This window comes from Pseudophaeobacter sp. 1A16562 (assembly GCF_041008785.1).
Taxonomy (GTDB): Bacteria; Pseudomonadota; Alphaproteobacteria; order Rhodobacterales; family Rhodobacteraceae; genus Phycobacter; species Phycobacter gallaeciensis_A.
Genome location: NZ_JAXGFT010000014.1, coordinates 107144 through 124258, shown reverse-complemented (window position 1 = coordinate 124258; position 17115 = coordinate 107144). Strand labels below are relative to the sequence as shown.

Genomic DNA, 17115 nt, shown 5'->3' with positions numbered 1-17115 from the left:
GCCCCGCGCCCCCGCGTTGTGTCACCCGCCGGGGGGGGGGGGGGGCCGGGGCGGGGGGGGGGGGCGGGCGCCGGCCCCAAGGCCGTAAAGGGGGGCTTGCCATAGGCAAGGGCACCTGCGGGCGCGGGAGGGCGCCCGTTTGTGTTTGATATCAGGCGACGGCCTCGGCAAAGCTGCTGCGGAAAATCTGCGACAGCTCTTCCAGCGGCGCTTCGCTGCCACCGATTTTTATCGTGTCACCGGTGAAACGGCCCACGGTGGTGACGCTGACACCGGCCTGACCGGCTGCCAGCATCAGACCTTCGGCCTGATCAAAGTTGCAGGCGACCAGATAACGGGCCTGATCTTCGCCAAACAGGGTCGGGGTGTCACCGGCATCGATCTGCACGCCAACGCCAGCGCCCTCGGCCAGTTCAAAGGCCGCCAGCGCCAGACCGCCATCCGCCAGATCGGTGCAGGCCTTGATCAGCTCGCGGTTGGCGCGGATGAATTCGCCGTTACGCTTTTCCGCTTCCAGATCCACCGTCGGCGCATCTCCGTCCTCGCGGTTGAAGACTTCCGCCAGAAGGGCCGACTGACCCAGGTGGCCAGTGGTTTCACCGATCAGCAGGGCGATATGGCCTTCGCGCACTTCACCGGTGATCGCCTCTTCGCCCTCGGCGATCAGACCCACGGCACCGATGGTTGGGGTGGGCAGGATGCCCTGTCCGTCGGTCTCGTTATAAAGCGAGACGTTGCCCGAAACGATCGGCATGTTTAGCGCAGCAACAGCTTCGCCGATGCCTTTGATGGCGCCGACGAATTGGCCCATGATCTCGGGCTTTTCCGGGTTGCCGAAGTTGAGGTTGTCGGTCGTCGCCAGAGGCAGGGCGCCCACGGCAGAGAGGTTACGATAAGCCTCGGCTACCGCCTGTTTGCCACCCTCAAAGGGGTTCGCTTTGACGTAGCGCGGCGTCACATCGCTGGTAAAGGCCAACTGTTTGCCGGTGCCATGCACCCGGACGATGCCGGAGCCCGCGCCGGGGCGGCGGGCGGTGTCGCCCATCACGGTGGTGTCGTACTGTTCATAGACCCACTGTTTGCCTGCGTAGTTCGGTGAGGCGATCAGCGCCTTCAGGCCGTCGATCGGATCGATAGTGGGCACATCCGCATCGGCCAGCGGTTCTGCGGCGGGCGTTTCGACCCAGGGCCGGTCGTATTCGGGCGCCGAGGACGCCAGTTTCGACAGCGGCAGGTCGGCCATCACCACGTTGTTGTGCTGGATCAGGAAACGGTCCTCGGCGATTGTTTCGCCGACGATGGCGAAATCGAGGTCCCATTTTTCGAACACTGCCTTGGCTTCAGCCTCTTTCTCGGGCTTCAGCACCATCAGCATCCGCTCCTGAGATTCCGACAGCATCATTTCATAGGCGGTCATGCCTTCTTCGCGTTGGGGGACGTCTTCGAGGTTCAGCTTGATGCCAAGCTCACCCTTGTCGCCCATTTCCACCGCCGAACAAGTGAGGCCGGCCGCACCCATGTCCTGGATCGAGATCACCGCGCCGGTCTGCATCAGCTCCAGCGTTGCTTCCATCAGGCGTTTTTCGGTGAAGGGGTCGCCAACCTGAACGGTGGGGCGTTTTTCCTCGATGGTGTCGTCGAATTCGGCCGAGGCCATGGTGGCGCCGCCGACGCCATCACGTCCGGTCTTAGCGCCCAGATACACCACCGGCATGCCGACGCCGGATGCAGCGGAGTAGAAGATGCTGTCGGTCTTTGCGAGACCCGCAGCGAATGCATTCACCAAGCAGTTGCCGTTGTAGGCAGAGTGGAAGCGGACCTCGCCGCCTGCGCAGGGCACACCGAAACAGTTGCCGTAGCCGCCGATGCCTTCGACCACACCGTTGACCAACTGCCGGGTCTTGGGGTGGGACGGCTCACCAAAGGACAGCGAGTTCATCGAGGCGATTGGCCGCGCGCCCATGGTAAAGACGTCCCGCAGGATGCCGCCAACCCCGGTTGCCGCACCCTGATAGGGTTCGATGTACGAGGGGTGGTTGTGGCTTTCCATCTTGAAGACCACCGCATCGCCATCGCCGATATCGACGATACCGGCATTTTCACCCGGGCCGCAGATGACCTGGGGCCCCTCGGTGGGCAGCGTCCGGAGCCATTTCTTGGACGACTTGTAAGAGCAGTGCTCGTTCCACATCGCCGAGAAGATGCCCAGCTCGGTAAAGGTGGGTTCCCGTCCGATGATTTCGAGGATCAGTTGATATTCCTCGGAGTTCAGTCCGTGGTTTTCAATCAGTTCGGGCGTGATTGCTGGTTCCTGCATCCGTGTCTTATCCCCAGTGGCTGCGGTTGCGCGCCTTTTAGGGCAAGGAAGCGCACGGGGGAAGGGCAAAGCGTATGTATCATTGAAGGCAGGGGCGTTTCGTCGCTGTGAGAAGGTCAGGCTTTAGGAGGGGTGCCATGCTCGAATTGCATAAAAAATGTGCAGACCGTCATTGGGGGCCGGAAAATGCCGTCATTATCCGTGCATGTCAGAAAACTGGGCAATGATCACCGGGGAAAGGGTTGCAGCTGCCGGTGTGGATGCGAGACGTTGAATGTGTCCGGCGCTTCCGAGTGGCGTGTGACCTGATTGAAAGCCTCAGGAGCTGGACCAAATGGCTAAAAAAAAGGCCGAGCACTAAGCTCGGCCGAAGTCCAACAGGGAGGTATGAAGTGCGCCTTGGCGCCGTCTTCATGAGGGTCATTTAGGGATAGAGCTTCTCTGCTTCAAGAATTTTCCGTCTCAAATTGCGTCATTTCTGGTATGCATGTTATGCATAGCTTAACGCCCACTGACCTAAGGTCAGAGTTTCCCCATCTCTTTCATATGTTTGCGGTGTGCCATGATCTCGGTTTGCACGAAATCGCGGAAAGCTGACACCCGCTGCGAGTGACGCAATTCTTCCGGATAGGCCAGGTAGACAGGCACACCACTGGTGTCCTCATGCGGCAGAACCTGTACCAGATCGGGGAAATCCTCGGTGACATAGTCAGGCAGGATGCCGATTCCCAGATCGTGCAGCACGCCCTGCAGGACCCCGAAGTAGTTGTTGACCGACAGCATCGAGCCGGGACCGTGGGTGATCAGCTTCTGGACCAGCACAGCGGCAGAACCGACCTGTGCCGAATTCTGGTTCTGGCAGATCAGACGGTGGTTCTTGATATCTTCGGCGGTCTGCGGCGTGCCGTTGCGGTCCAGATATGCGCGAGACGCATAAAGTCGCATCTGAACCGTCATCAGTCGCTTGCGCACCAGGTCCGCCTGGCTCGGCTCTTTCATCCGGATCGCAACGTCGGCTTCGCGCATGGGCAAGTCCAGAACCCGCTCTTCCAGCATCAGGTCGATTTTCAGATTGGGATATTGTTCAAAGAGCTTCGTCAGCCTGGGCGCCAGCCACAGTGTGCCAAATCCGAATGTCGTGGTGACGCGTAATTCGCCGAACACTTCGTCTTCGCTGTCGCGGATCCGGGCCGAAGCCGCTTCGAGCCGTTTGGACATGGATTTGGTCGCGTCAAACAGCAGCTCACCCTGTTCGGTTAGGATCAGACCGCGCGCGTGACGGTGAAATAACGTCGCGTTCAGGCTTTCCTCAAGCGCACGAATCTGGCGGCTGACCGCGGATTGCGACAGGTTAAGCTTGTCCCCGGCGTGGGTCAGGCTGCCGACATCTGCCACGGCGTGAAAAATTCTAAGCTTGTCCCAGTCCATATCCGTTACTTTCGTTGTGCCCATATCAGCCTATATGAAACCTGACACTTGGATCAATTTCCGAATGCAGAAGCGCGCTTCCGGAGGGGGATATTGACAACAGTGGGTATACAGGTCAGTATTTGTGACCTAATATCGATGGAAATTATTGCAAGCCAGTTGTGGTTGGGAGGACCGGATGAGCACGCAAAAGATCTCGTTGAATGACAAATATGATCTGAGCAAATCGCCCGTCATGCTGAACGGCACGCAGGCGCTTGTGCGCCTGATGCTGATGCAGAAGGCGCGGGACACGGCTGCCGGTCTCAACACTGCTGGGCTTGTTACCGGCTATCGCGGATCGCCGCTTGGCGCTGTCGACATGCAGATGAGCCGGGCCGAAAAGCAGCTAAAAGAGGCCGATGTCACCTTTCAGTACGGTTTGAACGAGGATCTGGCCGTCACCGCCCTATGGGGCGCGCAACAGGCCGAAATCCGCGGTGAGGGCAAATACGATGGCGTATTCGGTCTTTGGTATGGCAAGGGGCCGGGCGTTGACCGCGCCGGCGATGCCTTCCGCCACGCCAATATGGCAGGCAGCTCCAAAAACGGCGGCGTGCTGGTGGCGATGGGCGACGACCACACCGGCGAAAGCTCCACCGTGCTGCACCAGTCCGAATGGGCGCTGATGGATGCCTACCTCCCGATCCTCAGCCCCGCTGGTGTGCAAGAAATCCTGGATTTCGGGCTTTATGGCTACGCGCTCAGCCGGTTTTCCGGTCTCTGGGTCGGCCTCAAGACGATGAAGGACACCATCGAGGTAACCTCGGTCGTGGATGCGAGCCCGGATCGGGTGAAACTGGTTACCCCCGATTTCGCCATGCCGCAGGATGGGCTGAATATCCGCTTGGTGGATGATCGTTTCCAGCAGGAAGACCGGATCATCGACCAAAAACGCTTTGCTGCCGAGGCATTCAGCCACGCCAACAAGATGGACAAACGCATCTGGGGCAAATCCGGTGCCAAGATCGGTTTCGTGGCCGCGGGCAAGAACTGGCTGGATCTGGTCCATGCCATGTCTCTGTTGAATATCGACGAGGCCATGGCCGAACGTCTGGGCATCACCACATACAAGGTCGGTCAGGTCTGGCCGCTGGACATGAAGGGCTTCCACGACTGGGCCGAAGGTCTGGATCTGATCGTCGTGGTTGAGGAAAAGCGCAAGCTGATCGAGGTGCAGATCAAGGAGGCGATCTTTGACGACCGACGTGGTCGCCGGGTTTACGGCTGGCACAAGGGCGGCGGAGCTGGCTCCATGCACGGGCCGGAACTCTTCCCGACGCGCTATGCGCTCGACCCCATCATGATCGCCGAGAAGCTGGGCGAGATTCTGATCGAAGAGGGCCGCGACACCGAAGCAATCCGCGCCGGGCTGGCCAGCCTGGACGAGGCGCGCCGCGCCGACAACGCCGAAGAAATCGCCGCGCGCCTGCCGTATTTTTGCTCGGGCTGTCCGCACAACTCCTCGACCAAGATCCCCGAGGGCAGCCGGGCCTATGCCGGGATTGGCTGCCACTTCATGGTGCAGTGGATGGACCGCGAGACCATGGGCTTTACCCATATGGGCGGCGAAGGCGCCAACTGGATCGGCGAAGCGCCGTTTTCAAAGCGCAAGCATGTGTTCCAGAACCTTGGCGATGGCACCTATAATCACTCCGGCGTGCAGGCGATCCGCGCGGCGCTCGCCGAAGGCACCAATATCACCTACAAGATCCTCTATAACGATGCGGTGGCCATGACCGGCGGTCAGGGCAACGAGGGCGGCCTCAGTGCCTATCGCATCGCGCATGAGCTGAAGGCGATGGGGGTGGAGCATCTCGCTATCGTTTATGACGAGAAAGAAGAGATCGATTTCAAGCAGTTCCCGGCCGGAGTTCCCACCCACGAACGGGCCGAGCTGATGAATGTGCAAAGGAACATGGAAGAGGTCGAGGGCGTCTCTGCCATCATCTATGTCCAGACCTGCGCCGCCGAAAAACGCCGCCGCCGCAAGCGGGGCCTGTTCCCGGATCCCGATCAGCGCGTCTTTATCAACTCGGACGTCTGCGAAGGCTGCGGCGATTGCGGGGTGCAGTCCAACTGCGTCTCTATCGTACCCAAGGAAACCGAACTGGGCCGCAAGCGGGCGATTGATCAGTCCTCCTGTAACAAGGACTTCTCCTGCCTCAACGGCTTTTGCCCCTCATTCCTGACCATCGAAGGCGCCAAGATCCGTAAGGAAGCCACGGCCGAGCTGAAGCTGCCCGATCTGCCGATGCCCGACCTGCCCAAGATCGACGGCACCCACAACGTGGTGATCACCGGCGTCGGCGGCACCGGTGTTGTGACCATCGGCGCGGTGCTGGCGCAGGCGGCGCAGATCGACGGCAAAGGTGCCGGCATGATGGAGATGGCAGGCCTCGCACAAAAGGGAGGCGCGGTGCATATCCACTGCCGCATTGCCGAAACGCCTGATGACATCAGCGCCATCCGCGTCGCCACCGGGGAGGCGCACGCGCTGATCGGCGGTGATCTGGTGGTGAGTGCGGGCGCCAAGACTATCGGGTTGATGCGCACAGGTCAGACCGGCGGCGTGGTGAATAGCCACGAGATCATCACCGGCGATTTCACTCGCGACACCAACTTCCAGCTGCCCACCGACCGGCTAGAGGTGGCACTGGAGGCACGCCTGCGCGAGCGGCTCGACATGTTCGACGCCTCGCAGCTGGCGCAGGCCACCATGGGGGATTCGATCTTCTCCAACATGATGGTCTTCGGTGGTGCCTTCCAGCGCGGTCTGATCCCGGTCAGCCTTGAGGCAATCACTCAGGCGATCGAGCTGAACGGCGCTGCGGTGGAAAAGAACCTGCGTGCCTTTGAAATCGGTCGCTGGGCTGTGCTACACCCCGAAGAGGTGGCCAAGCTCATCAAACCCGCCAACGTGGTGGAACTGCCCAAGACGCTGGATGAAAAGATCGCCTACCGGCAGGATCATCTGATCGCCTTTCAGGGCAAGGGGCTGGCCAAACGCTATATGAAGCTGCTGGATGGCATCGACGATCCACGCCTGAAGGAAGCCGTCGCCAAGGGCTATCACAAGCTGCTGGCCTATAAGGACGAATACGAGGTGGCGCGTCTGTTGTTGAGCAGCCGCGAAAAGGCCGAGGCGCAGTTTGAGGGTGATCTGAAGATCTCTTACAATCTGGCGCCGCCGATCCTGGGCGGGGTCGACGCCAACGGACGCCCGAAAAAGCGCCGTTTCGGCCCAAGCATGGAGCGCGGTCTGAAGCTGCTGGCGAAGTTCAAAGGTCTGCGCGGCACGCCGCTCGATATCTTTGGCTATACCGCCGAGCGCAAGATGGAGCGGGCGCTGATCAAGCAATACGAGCGCGACATGAAGGAATGGCTGGCTAAAGCCTCGCCTGAGATCATGGACCCGCTGGTCGCTCTGGCCGAACTGCCGCTGCAGATCCGTGGCTTTGGTCCGGTGAAGATGGAAAGCGAGCAGAAGGCGGCGAAACGACGCGAAGAACTGCTGGCGGTTCTGCGTCAGGGCGGTGCTCCGATGAAGAAAGCGGCCGAATAAGCCGCAGGGGTGTTCTCCCGCCCGGCAGATGACAGCCGGACGGCTGCCTCTTGCCCGTTGGGCCCGGCGCCGCGCATCTGCGCGGCGCTGCTGCGTTCTGGGGCAGGGCGCGGGATCCTGCCGTAGACCGGTCATGTGTCTGTTACGGGGATCTGAGATGCTGTTATGCCTAACCGGTCACCTTGGTGATTCCGTCCAGAAAGACCCAGCCCATGTCCGAGATGCAGCAACTGTCCGGCAATACCCAATCAAGAAAATCCCGTCCTGGAAAAATCCGGTCCAGCGCGCGCCAGATCGCGCGGGAGATCTCTTACGCGCATTCGGCGCAGACTCGTTCGGGGCGTCTGGTGATCCGAATGATGGAGAATACCACGGGCCGTCTGAAGCTGATCCGGCGCGCTCGGGGGTATGAACAGGAAGTCGCGGGTGGGCGCAGTTTCTGGAGCGTCATCGCCGAACGCTATGGTCTGTCGCTGGAGATCATCGGCGGCGCGCTGTCCAATATCCCGCGCGACAAGCCGGTCGTGCTGATCGCCAATCATCCTTACGGGATCCTTGATGGGCTGATGATGGGGCATATCCTGGCCGAAACCCGCGGGGATTTCCGTATTCTGGCGCATCAGGTGTTTGGCAAGGCGGAAGATCTGAACCGCGTCATCCTGCCGATTGATTTTGCCGAAACAAAGGAGGCGCTGCGCACCAATCTTGAGACCCGCAAAACGGCGCTCGGCTATCTGGGGCAGGGCGGGGCCATCGGGATCTTTCCGGGCGGCACGGTTTCCACGGGAGCAACGCCCTTTGCCCGGCCGATGGATCCGGGCTGGCGCAGCTTTACCGCGCGGATGATTGCCAAATCCGATGCGGTTGTGGTGCCGGTCTATTTTGACGGCCACACTTCGCGCTTGTTTCAGATCGCCAGCCATCTGCACGCTACGTTGCGCATGGGGCTCTTGATCAAGGAGTTTCACAAGCGGGTCGATACACCAGTGCGGGTGGTGATCGGGGAGGCGATCGGGCGCGACAAACTTGACCCTTTGACCGGGGATGCCAAAGGAATGATGGATTTCCTGCGCAAAGCGACGTATGAGCTGTCTCCGACTCCTCTCGATCCGGGCTTGCGCGGGTTCGAGTTTGAAGAGAAACATCGCGCCTGAACGTGGCATCCGCGAAAGAAGAACATGGCAGTAGGCATTTTTGATTCTGGTCTGGGCGGTCTGACCGTGCTCGACGCTGTGCAGCGGCGTCTGCCGGAGGTTGACCTTATCTATTACGGCGACAGTGCTCACGCCCCCTATGGCGTGCGCGATGCCGAGGATGTCTATCAGCTGACCAAGGCGGCCGTGGAAGACATGTGGGACAAGGGCTGTGATCTGGTGATCCTCGCCTGTAACACCGCTTCGGCGGCGGCGCTGCGACGCATGCAGGAGGGCGGGCTGCCCAAGGGCAAGCGCGTGCTTGGCGTCTTTGTGCCGCTGATCGAAGCACTGACCGAGCGCCAGTGGGGCGATAATTCGCCGCCGCGCGAGGTTGCGGTGAAGCATGTGGCGCTGTTCGCAACGCCCGCGACCGTATCCAGCCGGGCGTTTCAGCGGGAACTGGCTTTTCGCGCCATCGGTGTCGATGTGGAAGCGCAGGCCTGTGGCGGTGTTGTCGATGCCATCGAAGAAGGCGACATGATCCTGGCTGAGGCGCTGGTGCGCAGCCATGTGGATGCGCTCTTGCGCAAGATGCCGCATCCCGAGGCGGCCATTCTGGGCTGCACCCATTATCCGCTGATGGAAAAGACCTTTCAGGAGGCGCTTGGCCCACAGGTCAAAGTGTTCAGCCAGGGCGATCTGGTCGCCGACAGTCTGGCTGATTACCTTGAGCGGCACCCGGATATGTACGGCTCCGGCAAGGCAGGGTTCTACACCACTGGCGATCCGGCGCGGGTCAGTACCCATGCGACCCAGTTCTTGCGACGACAAATCACCTTTGAAGCGGCCTGATCCGGCGCTTCCACGGGGACGGCTTTCTGTCGTCCCTCGGGCGGATCGCCTGTCAGCTGCGGCAGTTTTCCCTATTCCCACCGCCTGTTGCTGCGGTACAAATCACGTAAATTCAAAAGACGAGGTCTGACATGACCCACAAAGTGGCTATCCTTGGCGCCAGCGGTTACACCGGCGCGGAACTGGTGCGGCTGATTTCCCAGCACCCGAGCATTGAAATCGCGGCGCTCGCAGCAGAGCGCAAGGCGGGGCTGTCCATGGCCGAGGTGTTTCCGCACCTGCGGCATCTGGACCTGCCGACCCTGTGCAAGATCAGCGAGATCGACTTTTCCAAGATCGACCTGTGTTTCTGCGCCCTGCCGCATAAAACCAGCCAGGAAGTGATCGCAGCCCTGCCGAAGGATCTGAAGATCGTCGATCTGTCGGCGGATTTCCGGCTGCGCGACCCGGCGGAATACGAGAAATGGTACGGCAACCCCCATGCTGCGCTGGAGCAACAGGAAGAGGCGGTTTATGGCCTCACCGAATTCTACCGGGATGAGATCCGGGGCGCGCGGCTGGTGGCGGGTACCGGCTGCAACGCGGCGACCGGGCAGTTTGCGCTGCGGCCGCTGATCACCTCGGGCCTGATTGATCTGGATGAAATCATCCTCGATCTGAAATGCGCCGTTTCCGGCGCGGGCCGGGCGCTGAAGGAAAACCTTTTGCACGCGGAGCTGAGCGAAGGTTACAACGCCTACGCCATCGGCGGCACCCACCGGCATCTGGGTGAATTCGATCAGGAATTCTCGAAACTGGCCGGGCGTCCCGTGAAGGTGCAGTTCACCCCGCATCTGCTGCCCGTTAACCGGGGTATTCTGGCGACGACCTATGTCAAAGGCGACGCCGAGGCGATCCATGCGGCATTCCTTTCGGCCTATGCCGATGAACCCTTTGTCGAGGTTCTGCCCTTTGGCACCGCGCCCAGCACCCACCACGTGCGCGGCTCCAACTTCTGTCATATCGGCGTGACCGCTGACCGGATCGAAGGGCGGGCCATTGTCATTGCGGCGCTGGATAACCTGACAAAAGGTAGCAGCGGACAGGCCTTGCAGAACGCCAATCTGATGTTAGGTGAAGACGAAACTGCGGGTCTGATGATGGCGCCGCTGTTCCCCTAGGGCGCCAGACCCGGACGAGCACAGGACGGTAACGATATGAAAAACCTCAAAAAGAAGCGCCGCATTCAGGTGATCGCATTGGCGACCGTTGCCTTGATCGTGTCGACGGCTTTGATCGGCTATGCGATGCGGGATGGGATCAACTACTTCCGTTCGCCTAGTCAGGTGATGGCCGAGCCGCCGGTGCCGACAGAGGTTTTCCGTATTGGCGGTCTGGTCGAAGATGGCAGTCTAGTGCGCGGTCAGGGCGAAACCGTGCGGTTCTCTGTGACCGATGGCGGCGCGACCGTGCCAGTGACTTACGCGGGTGTGCTGCCGGACCTGTTCGAGGAAAATCAAGGCATGGTCGGCACAGGCCGTTACGTCAACGGTGTGTTCGAGGCCTCTGAAATTCTGGCGAAACATGACGAGACCTACATGCCCAAGGAAGTCGTGGACGCGCTGAAAGAGCAGGGCGTCTACCAGGAACCGGACGCCTGAGGTTCGGAACATTCCCAAACAGCACTAAATGAAAACGGGGGCCTTGGCCCCCGTTTTGTTTCAGCAGATCCAGCGCACGGCGCAGGTCTTATGGGAAGAGTTTCTTCACATAGCCGGGCAGGGCGAAAGCCGCCTTGTGCACCTCGGGCGTGTAGTAATCGGTTTCAATCCCGGCAGCGGCAAAGCGTTTTTCCAGATCCGCCAGCGACACGCTGCGCGCGGATTTGGAGTGGCTGCCCCAGCCAAAGGCCATCGGACCACCCGCATAGGTCGGGATCGTCGCCAGATAGCAGCTGTGATCGGCAAACAGTGTCTTGAAGGCGCGCATGGTGCCGGTCAGCTCGTCCCCTTGCATGAAAGGCACGCCGTTCTGGGTGACGATGATACCGTCATCGGTCAGCGCACGGGCGGCGTGGCCGTAAAAGGTATTGGTGAACAGCACCTCGCCCGGGCCGATCGGATCGGTGGAATCGACCACGATCACGTCGAATTTCTGATCTGTTTCACGCATGAAGGCCGCGCCATCGTTGATCACCAGATTGAGCCGCGGATCGTCAAAGGCGCCCTGGCTCAGCATCGGCAGGTATTCCTTTGAGAAATCCACCACACCGGCGTCGATCTCGACCATGGTGACATGTTCGACCGAGGCGTGGCGCAGCGCCTCGCGGGCCATGCCGCCATCGCCGCCGCCGATGATCAGCACACGTTTTGCGGCCCCATGGGCCAGGATCGGCACATGGGTCAGCATCTCGTGGTAGATAAAATTGTCGCCCTCGGTGGTCTGCACCACGTCATCCAGCGTCAGGATGCGGCCGAATGTACCGTTCTGAAAGACCTTCAGGCGTTGATGCTCGGTCTTGCTGTCATAGAGCATCTCATCCACGCGCAGGGATTGCGCGTAGTGATCGTGCAGGCGTTCGGTGATCCAGGTCTCGCTCATGCCGCGACCTCCTTGGCGATCAGCTCCTCCCCGCGCAGAAGTTCCCGGACCTCCACCTGGTCGGTGGAGAAGGCCTCTTTCAGCACGCCGACAGCGCGCCAGGGTTCGGCATCGCCGCACATGAAGACGTCAAAGGCGCCATAGCCGATTTCCGGCCAGGTGTGCACCGAGATATGGCTTTCGGCCAGCACGGCCACGCCCGACACGCCTTGCGGCGAGAATTTATGGGTGTGGATGTGCAGCAGCGTGGCGCCGCAAACCTCGACGCATTTGCGGAAGGCGTTCTGAATGCGGGTCTCGCAATCAAGGCCCGTGCCGTTCATGACTTCGATGATCAGATGGGTTCCGGCGAATACTTTTCCATCGCGGCGGATGAAATGGTCTTCGCGGTCGCTGTCCACAACGGTTTCGATGATCGCAGCGGGTACACTGCGGGCGGTATCTTCCTCTTGGGCGCCTGTCTCCAGACCGATCCCCAGTTGGAAGAGGTTGGCGTCTTTCATGACACTCCCCTTCGTTCCAGTAGATGACAATCCAGCCGGCCCTTAGCGCCCCCCCGGATAAGGGTCCGGGGTTGGGATCGGTGCCGAAAGTGAGGCGCATCTAGGCCCCATGGCAGATTCGATCAAGGAAAAATTTACCAGGGGCTTTGAAATGATTGAAAAGAAAAAAGGCCGGGGAACTGGCCCCGGCCGTCAGGTGGTTCCGGTACCCGGGGATCAGGGGCGCCAGAACGGAAGAGTGGCTTCATAATGGGCATCCTCGCGGGAGAGCCCGATGTCTTGCAATTGTTCGGGGGTCAGGTGGCGGAGCTGTTTACGGCTGCGCTGTCGGACGGACCATTTCGTCATCAGAACCGCGAACGTCACCGCGACCTGAGCCAGCACCGGCAGGGTGGGCTGATTGGTCAGAAAGGTGATGCTGGAATGTGCAGGGGTCGCGTGCTGTGTCATGGTCAGATCCTTTATTGTATTGATACAATCCTGTGTTGTTGGTACGGTTATTTGATACAAAGTTCCGACTCAGCTGTCTAAGGAAGCATTGTAATGGGTACAATTTGGGCGCCGAGCCTTGGTGATAAGCCTGGACCGAAGTATCAACGGGTGGCCGATACAATCCGCGCGGCGGTGGAAAACGATACATTGCGTGTTGGTACAAAGTTGCCGCCGGTGCGCGATCTGGCCTATCAACTGGGCATCACCCCCGGCACGGTGGCGCGGGCCTATTCCACCCTCACGGACGAAGGACTTCTGCAGGCGGAGGTCGGGCGCGGCACATTTGTCGCTGAGCGGCAGACCATGGTCATGGATGATGTCTGGTCCCGCGAATTGCACCTTCGGGAGGAAAGCGATCCCAACCATGTCAGCCTGTTCAGCCCGCGTCTTGCCGATGTGGGGCAGGTGGCTGCGATCCGGGAGGCGATGAAGAAGGTCGCGGGCGCCGATCCGCTGATGTTCCTGAACTACCCGACCCGTGACGCCTACCGCCCGGTGCGCGAAGCGGTGGTGGAGTGGCTGTCAGATCAGCCGCTGGGGCCGCTGGATGAAAGCCAGGTGGTCATGACCCATGGCGGTCAGAACGGCATCCTCACGGTGCTGCAGGCCGTCCTGAAGGACGCGCAGCCCACGCTGTTGGTCGAGGATCTTTCTTATGCCGGCTTTCGTCGTGCGTCTGAACTGCTCCGGGCCAAGGTTGTCGGGGTGGGGATGGACGAACACGGGATTCGTCCGGATTCGCTGGAGCTTGCCATCCGCAAGACGGGCGCGACGGTTTTATGTACCAGCCCCGAGGTGCACAATCCGACCGGTCTGTTTACGCCGCAAAAACGGCGCGAGGAGATCATCAAGGTCGCCCGGCGCCACGAGTTGCAGATCGTCGAGGATGATTGCTATCGCATGGGAGAGGCCGGTGCGCCCAGCTATCGCGCTCTGGCGCCCGATATCACCTGGCACGTCTGTTCGATCTCCAAGGTTTTGACACCGGCGCTGCGCGTCGGTTTTGCCCTCGCGCCCAAAGGCCACGAACAGGATCTGCGCCGGTCGGCGGAATACAGCTTTTTTGGCCTGTCGCAGCCGCTGGCCGAGCTGATCCGCGTCTTGCTTTCGGACCCGCGCAGCAAGGAGCTGGCCAAAGAGGTGCGCAAGGAAATGGCCAAATATGTGCGTGTGGCGGTGAATGCCCTTGGTGCGTTTGAGTTGACATGGAAAGACGAGGTCCCGTTCCTCTGGCTGAAACTGCCAGCAGGCTGGCGCTCCGCGGCCTTTACTCGCGCGGCAGAAGCCGCAGGTGTGCAGATCAGGTCAGCCGATGAATTCGCCCTGAGGGATGGCCGCGCGCCCAATGCCGTGCGCATCACCATCAATGGGCAGGTCTCTTTGGCAAAGTTCGAAGACGCGATGCTGCGTTTGCGCAGCCTTTTGGACAACCCGCCCGAGCAAATCAGCGTCTAGGCGTGGGGTATTTTAATACCTATTTTTTAACACACTGATTTTGCGTGAAAAATTGTTGTTTCGCTGTGTTGACGCAGTGCGGAGATCCCCGTAAACCCCGTCCATCGAATTCAGGTGAGTTGTATTCCGGCTCATCTTCACGACAAACAGGATAGACCTGCCATGAAAACCTTCTCTGCTACTCCGGCAGATATCGAGAAGAACTGGATCCTGATCGACGCCGAAGGCGTTGTTCTGGGCCGTCTTGCCTCGATCGTTGCCATGCGCCTGCGCGGTAAGCACAAAGCGTCGTTCACGCCGAACATGGACATGGGCGACAACGTCATCATCATCAACGCCGACAAGGTACAGATGACCGGCAAGAAGCGCGACGAGCACTTCTACTGGCACACTGGCCACCCGGGCGGCATCAAGTCCCGCACCAAGCAACAGATCCTGGAAGGCGCGCACCCCGAGCGTGTTGTCTATCAGGCTGTGAAGCGCATGCTGCCGGGCAACCGTCTGGCGCGCCAGCAGATGAGCAACCTGCGTATCTATGCTGGTGCCGCGCACCCGCATGAGGCCCAGGCCCCCGAGGTTCTGGATGTCAAATCCATGAACAAGAAAAACACGCGGAGCTGAGACCGATGGCTGATCAGATCAACACTCTCGAAGAGCTGGGCGCCGTTGCAGGCGTTGAAGCTGTCGCTGAAGAAACCATTTCCCGTGAGCCCGTCCGTGACGAGCTGGGCCGTGCCTATGCAACCGGTAAGCGGAAAGACGCAGTCGCACGCGTCTGGATCAAGCCGGGTTCCGGCAAGGTCGAAGTGAACGGCAAAGAGCTGAACAAATACTTCGCCCGTCCGGTGCTGCAGATGATCCTGCGCCAGCCGTTCACCGTTGCCGGTGTCGAAGACCAGTTCGACGTCTACGCAACCGTCAAAGGCGGTGGTCTTTCCGGTCAGGCCGGTGCGGTCAAGCACGGCATCTCCAAAGCTCTGCAGCTTTATGATCCCGCCCTGCGCGGCGCTCTGAAAGCCGCTGGCTTCCTGACCCGTGACAGCCGTGTTGTTGAACGTAAGAAATTCGGCCGCCGCAAAGCGCGTCGTTCGTTCCAGTTCTCCAAGCGTTAATCGCTGGACAGCAGAACAGAGAAAGGCCGCAGAGAAATCTGCGGCCTTTTTTCGTGGTTTGTCTGTGTGGCTGAAACGGGGGATTGGACCGCCCTGGAACCTACGTACAAAGGCGCAGCCGCGGTGCCTATTTGTCGGGTTCAATCAGGCCCAGACCGCGCAGATAGATCATGATCCCGCTTTCGAGCAGATCCTCGGGCGAGAAGGGCGAGGTGGCACCGGGCGTGTTGCGGGCATAAAGCTCCACAACCCCGTGGCTCAGCGCCATGATATGGGCGGAAAACATCGCTGCGGGCGGGCGTTTTTCGGCCGGGATGTGCTGGCTCAGATCCGCAGCAGCCTTTTCCAGGATGCGCCGTGCGCGGGCAGCGGCATCTGCCAATTCGGGCGTACGGTTGACGGAAATACCGCTTTCGAACATCGCGATGTAATGGCCGGGATGTTTGCGGGCAAAGGCGAGATAGGCCCGTCCCGTTGCCTCAAATGCCGCTAGGGCCGAGGGCTGATATTTTTCATAGGCGTGCTGCATCAGATCGGCGAACATCGCAAAACCCTGTTTTGCGGCCTCTGCGATCAGATCCTCGCGGCCTTCGAAATGGCGATAGACTGCCGCCGGGGTGACGCCCGCCTGTTTTGCCGCCTCGGACAGTGTGAAGCCGGTCGGGCCTTTTGCCTCGATCAGACCCAGCGCAGATTCCACAAGAGCCTGACGCAGGTTGCCGTGATGATAGCCGCGTTTACGCATTCCAGATGTCCGGTCCGCCACAGATGAGGGGATCTACGTCCCCGAGTGCCTCGGCGTTTTTGTTGTCATAATCCAGTCCATGTAGGACCGAACGGATGGCAGCCAGCCGCGCGCGACGCTTGTCGTCCGAGCGGACGACGGTCCAGGGGGCCACCTTGGTATGGCTGCGGCGGAAGGTTTCGCCGATGGCATCGGTATAGGCGTCCCAGCGTTCCAGCCCTTTTACGTCGATGGTGCTGAGCTTCCAATGCTTCAGCGGATCGGATTCGCGGGCCAGAAACCGATCGAGCTGCTCGGCCCGGCCAACATTCAGCCAGATCTTGAACAGGTGAATGCCGTCCTCGACCAGAGCCTCCTCGAACCCTGTAACCTGATGGAAGAAGCGCTCGCGCTGCGTGTCAGTGCAAAAGCCAAAGACCTTTTCGACGACGCCGCGATTGTACCAGCTGCGGTCGAAAAATACGATTTCACCGCCCGAGGGCAAATGGTCGATGTAGCGCTGAAAATACCATTGCGTCTGCTCAGCCTCGGTTGGTTTCTGCAGCGCCACAACCCGCGCGCTGCGGGGGTTAAGGTTCTCGCGGAAGCGTTTGATTGTGCCGCCTTTTCCTGCGGCATCTCGGCCTTCGAACAGCACGGCGATACGGGCGCCAGAGGCTTTGACCCAGGATTGCAGTTTCACCAGCTCGATCTGCAGCGCGTCCATGGATTGCTCATAGGACTTTTTCTTCATCCGCGCGGCATGCGGATAGTCCGAATCCAATATCGCCTTCTTTCCCCCATCGGCGATAGCCTTGCGGATGTCAGAAGGCGCGCCGGTCTCGAAATAGCGGCTGATGGCGCCGTCAAATGGCAATGTCATGGGCAAAACCTTCCTGTCCTCAACTCTTT

15 protein-coding genes are annotated in these 17115 nt (G+C 60.2%); 8 read left to right on the top strand and 7 right to left on the bottom strand.

The window, feature by feature from the left end:
- Positions 1–151: 151 nt before the first annotated feature.
- Both purL and SM764_RS18165 read right to left on the bottom strand, forming a co-directional pair.
- A complete protein-coding gene (gene purL, locus SM764_RS18170) occupies positions 152–2317 on the bottom strand; it encodes a phosphoribosylformylglycinamidine synthase subunit PurL (RefSeq protein WP_369002427.1) in 2166 nt (721 codons plus the stop codon).
- A gap of 522 nt (positions 2318–2839) precedes the next feature.
- Positions 2840–3745: a LysR family transcriptional regulator gene (locus tag SM764_RS18165; protein WP_065273448.1), complete on the bottom strand. Its 906-nt coding sequence runs from the start codon at positions 3743–3745 to the stop codon at positions 2840–2842.
- 178 nt (positions 3746–3923) lie between these two features.
- On the opposite strand from SM764_RS18165, the gene SM764_RS18160 reads away from it, so the two are divergent.
- From SM764_RS18160 to ccmE, 5 genes are all read left to right on the top strand, one after another.
- The gene (locus tag SM764_RS18160; protein ID WP_369002426.1) at positions 3924–7349 is read left to right on the top strand and encodes an indolepyruvate ferredoxin oxidoreductase family protein; all 3426 of its coding nucleotides are present in this window, start codon (positions 3924–3926) and stop codon (positions 7347–7349) included.
- A gap of 221 nt (positions 7350–7570) precedes the next feature.
- Entirely contained in the window at positions 7571–8503 is a 933-nt protein-coding gene (locus SM764_RS18155; RefSeq protein WP_369002429.1) for a lysophospholipid acyltransferase family protein, read from the top strand.
- 24 nt (positions 8504–8527) lie between these two features.
- The gene (murI, locus tag SM764_RS18150) at positions 8528–9337 is read left to right on the top strand and encodes a glutamate racemase (RefSeq protein WP_274837001.1); all 810 of its coding nucleotides are present in this window, start codon (positions 8528–8530) and stop codon (positions 9335–9337) included.
- Positions 9338–9468: 131 nt separating this feature from the next.
- Positions 9469–10497, top strand: coding sequence for an N-acetyl-gamma-glutamyl-phosphate reductase (argC, locus tag SM764_RS18145; RefSeq protein ID WP_369002425.1), 1029 nt, complete (start codon positions 9469–9471; stop codon positions 10495–10497).
- A 36-nt stretch (positions 10498–10533) separates the two neighbouring features.
- A complete protein-coding gene (gene ccmE, locus SM764_RS18140) occupies positions 10534–10977 on the top strand; it encodes a cytochrome c maturation protein CcmE (RefSeq protein ID WP_369002424.1) in 444 nt (147 codons plus the stop codon).
- Between the two features lie 88 nt (positions 10978–11065).
- Here the strand turns inward: ccmE and speE are convergent, their stop codons facing one another.
- The 3 genes from speE to SM764_RS18125 all read right to left on the bottom strand — a co-directional run bounded on the left by speE (position 11066) and on the right by SM764_RS18125 (position 12870).
- Positions 11066–11917, bottom strand: a complete 852-nt coding sequence (gene speE / locus SM764_RS18135; RefSeq protein WP_369002423.1) for a polyamine aminopropyltransferase — start codon at positions 11915–11917, stop codon at positions 11066–11068.
- Entirely contained in the window at positions 11914–12420 is a 507-nt protein-coding gene (gene speD, locus SM764_RS18130; RefSeq protein ID WP_369002422.1) for an adenosylmethionine decarboxylase, read from the bottom strand. Before speD ends, speE begins: the two co-directional genes overlap by 4 nt.
- Before the next feature lie 216 nt (positions 12421–12636).
- Positions 12637–12870 (bottom strand): DUF1127 domain-containing protein, encoded by a 234-nt coding sequence (locus SM764_RS18125; protein ID WP_274828059.1) that lies wholly within the window; start codon positions 12868–12870, stop codon positions 12637–12639.
- A 93-nt stretch (positions 12871–12963) separates the two neighbouring features.
- Here SM764_RS18125 and SM764_RS18120 point away from each other — a divergent pair, with 93 nt between their 5' ends.
- The 3 genes from SM764_RS18120 (at position 12964) to rpsI (ending at position 15479) form a co-directional block, all read left to right on the top strand.
- Positions 12964–14367 (top strand): aminotransferase-like domain-containing protein, encoded by a 1404-nt coding sequence (locus SM764_RS18120; protein WP_369002421.1) that lies wholly within the window; start codon positions 12964–12966, stop codon positions 14365–14367.
- A 162-nt stretch (positions 14368–14529) separates the two neighbouring features.
- Entirely contained in the window at positions 14530–14988 is a 459-nt protein-coding gene (gene rplM / locus SM764_RS18115) for a 50S ribosomal protein L13 (protein ID WP_065270200.1), read from the top strand.
- 5 nt (positions 14989–14993) lie between these two features.
- Positions 14994–15479, top strand: coding sequence for a 30S ribosomal protein S9 (gene rpsI / locus SM764_RS18110; RefSeq protein ID WP_065270201.1), 486 nt, complete (start codon positions 14994–14996; stop codon positions 15477–15479).
- A gap of 127 nt (positions 15480–15606) precedes the next feature.
- Here the strand turns inward: rpsI and SM764_RS18105 are convergent, their stop codons facing one another.
- Together SM764_RS18105 and ppk2 are read right to left on the bottom strand one after the other, a co-directional pair.
- Entirely contained in the window at positions 15607–16224 is a 618-nt protein-coding gene (locus SM764_RS18105) for a TetR/AcrR family transcriptional regulator (protein WP_369002420.1), read from the bottom strand.
- Positions 16217–17086 (bottom strand): polyphosphate kinase 2, encoded by an 870-nt coding sequence (gene ppk2, locus SM764_RS18100; RefSeq protein ID WP_369002419.1) that lies wholly within the window; start codon positions 17084–17086, stop codon positions 16217–16219. The genes SM764_RS18105 and ppk2 overlap by 8 nt, the downstream gene beginning before the upstream one ends.
- Positions 17087–17115 lie beyond the last annotated feature (29 nt).

Bases quoted from the DNA above. Each gene is read 5' to 3' on its own strand.
- SM764_RS18165 (WP_065273448.1), bottom strand. From the start codon at position 3,745: ATGGACTGGGACAAGCTTAGAATTTTTCACGCCGTGGCAGATGTCGGC.
- SM764_RS18105 (WP_369002420.1), bottom strand. From the start codon at position 16,224: ATGCGTAAACGCGGCTATCATCACGGCAACCTGCGTCAGGCTCTTGTG.
- rpsI (WP_065270201.1), top strand. From the start codon at position 14,994: ATGGCTGATCAGATCAACACTCTCGAAGAGCTGGGCGCCGTTGCAGGC.
- purL (WP_369002427.1), bottom strand. From the start codon at position 2,317: ATGCAGGAACCAGCAATCACGCCCGAACTGATTGAAAACCACGGACTG.
- SM764_RS18160 (WP_369002426.1), top strand. From the start codon at position 3,924: ATGAGCACGCAAAAGATCTCGTTGAATGACAAATATGATCTGAGCAAA.
- SM764_RS18120 (WP_369002421.1), top strand. From the start codon at position 12,964: ATGGGTACAATTTGGGCGCCGAGCCTTGGTGATAAGCCTGGACCGAAG.
- ppk2 (WP_369002419.1), bottom strand. From the start codon at position 17,086: ATGACATTGCCATTTGACGGCGCCATCAGCCGCTATTTCGAGACCGGC.
- SM764_RS18125 (WP_274828059.1), bottom strand. From the start codon at position 12,870: ATGACACAGCACGCGACCCCTGCACATTCCAGCATCACCTTTCTGACC.
- speD (WP_369002422.1), bottom strand. From the start codon at position 12,420: ATGAAAGACGCCAACCTCTTCCAACTGGGGATCGGTCTGGAGACAGGC.
- argC (WP_369002425.1), top strand. From the start codon at position 9,469: ATGACCCACAAAGTGGCTATCCTTGGCGCCAGCGGTTACACCGGCGCG.
- ccmE (WP_369002424.1), top strand. From the start codon at position 10,534: ATGAAAAACCTCAAAAAGAAGCGCCGCATTCAGGTGATCGCATTGGCG.
- rplM (WP_065270200.1), top strand. From the start codon at position 14,530: ATGAAAACCTTCTCTGCTACTCCGGCAGATATCGAGAAGAACTGGATC.
- speE (WP_369002423.1), bottom strand. From the start codon at position 11,917: ATGAGCGAGACCTGGATCACCGAACGCCTGCACGATCACTACGCGCAA.
- murI (WP_274837001.1), top strand. From the start codon at position 8,528: ATGGCAGTAGGCATTTTTGATTCTGGTCTGGGCGGTCTGACCGTGCTC.
- SM764_RS18155 (WP_369002429.1), top strand. From the start codon at position 7,571: ATGCAGCAACTGTCCGGCAATACCCAATCAAGAAAATCCCGTCCTGGA.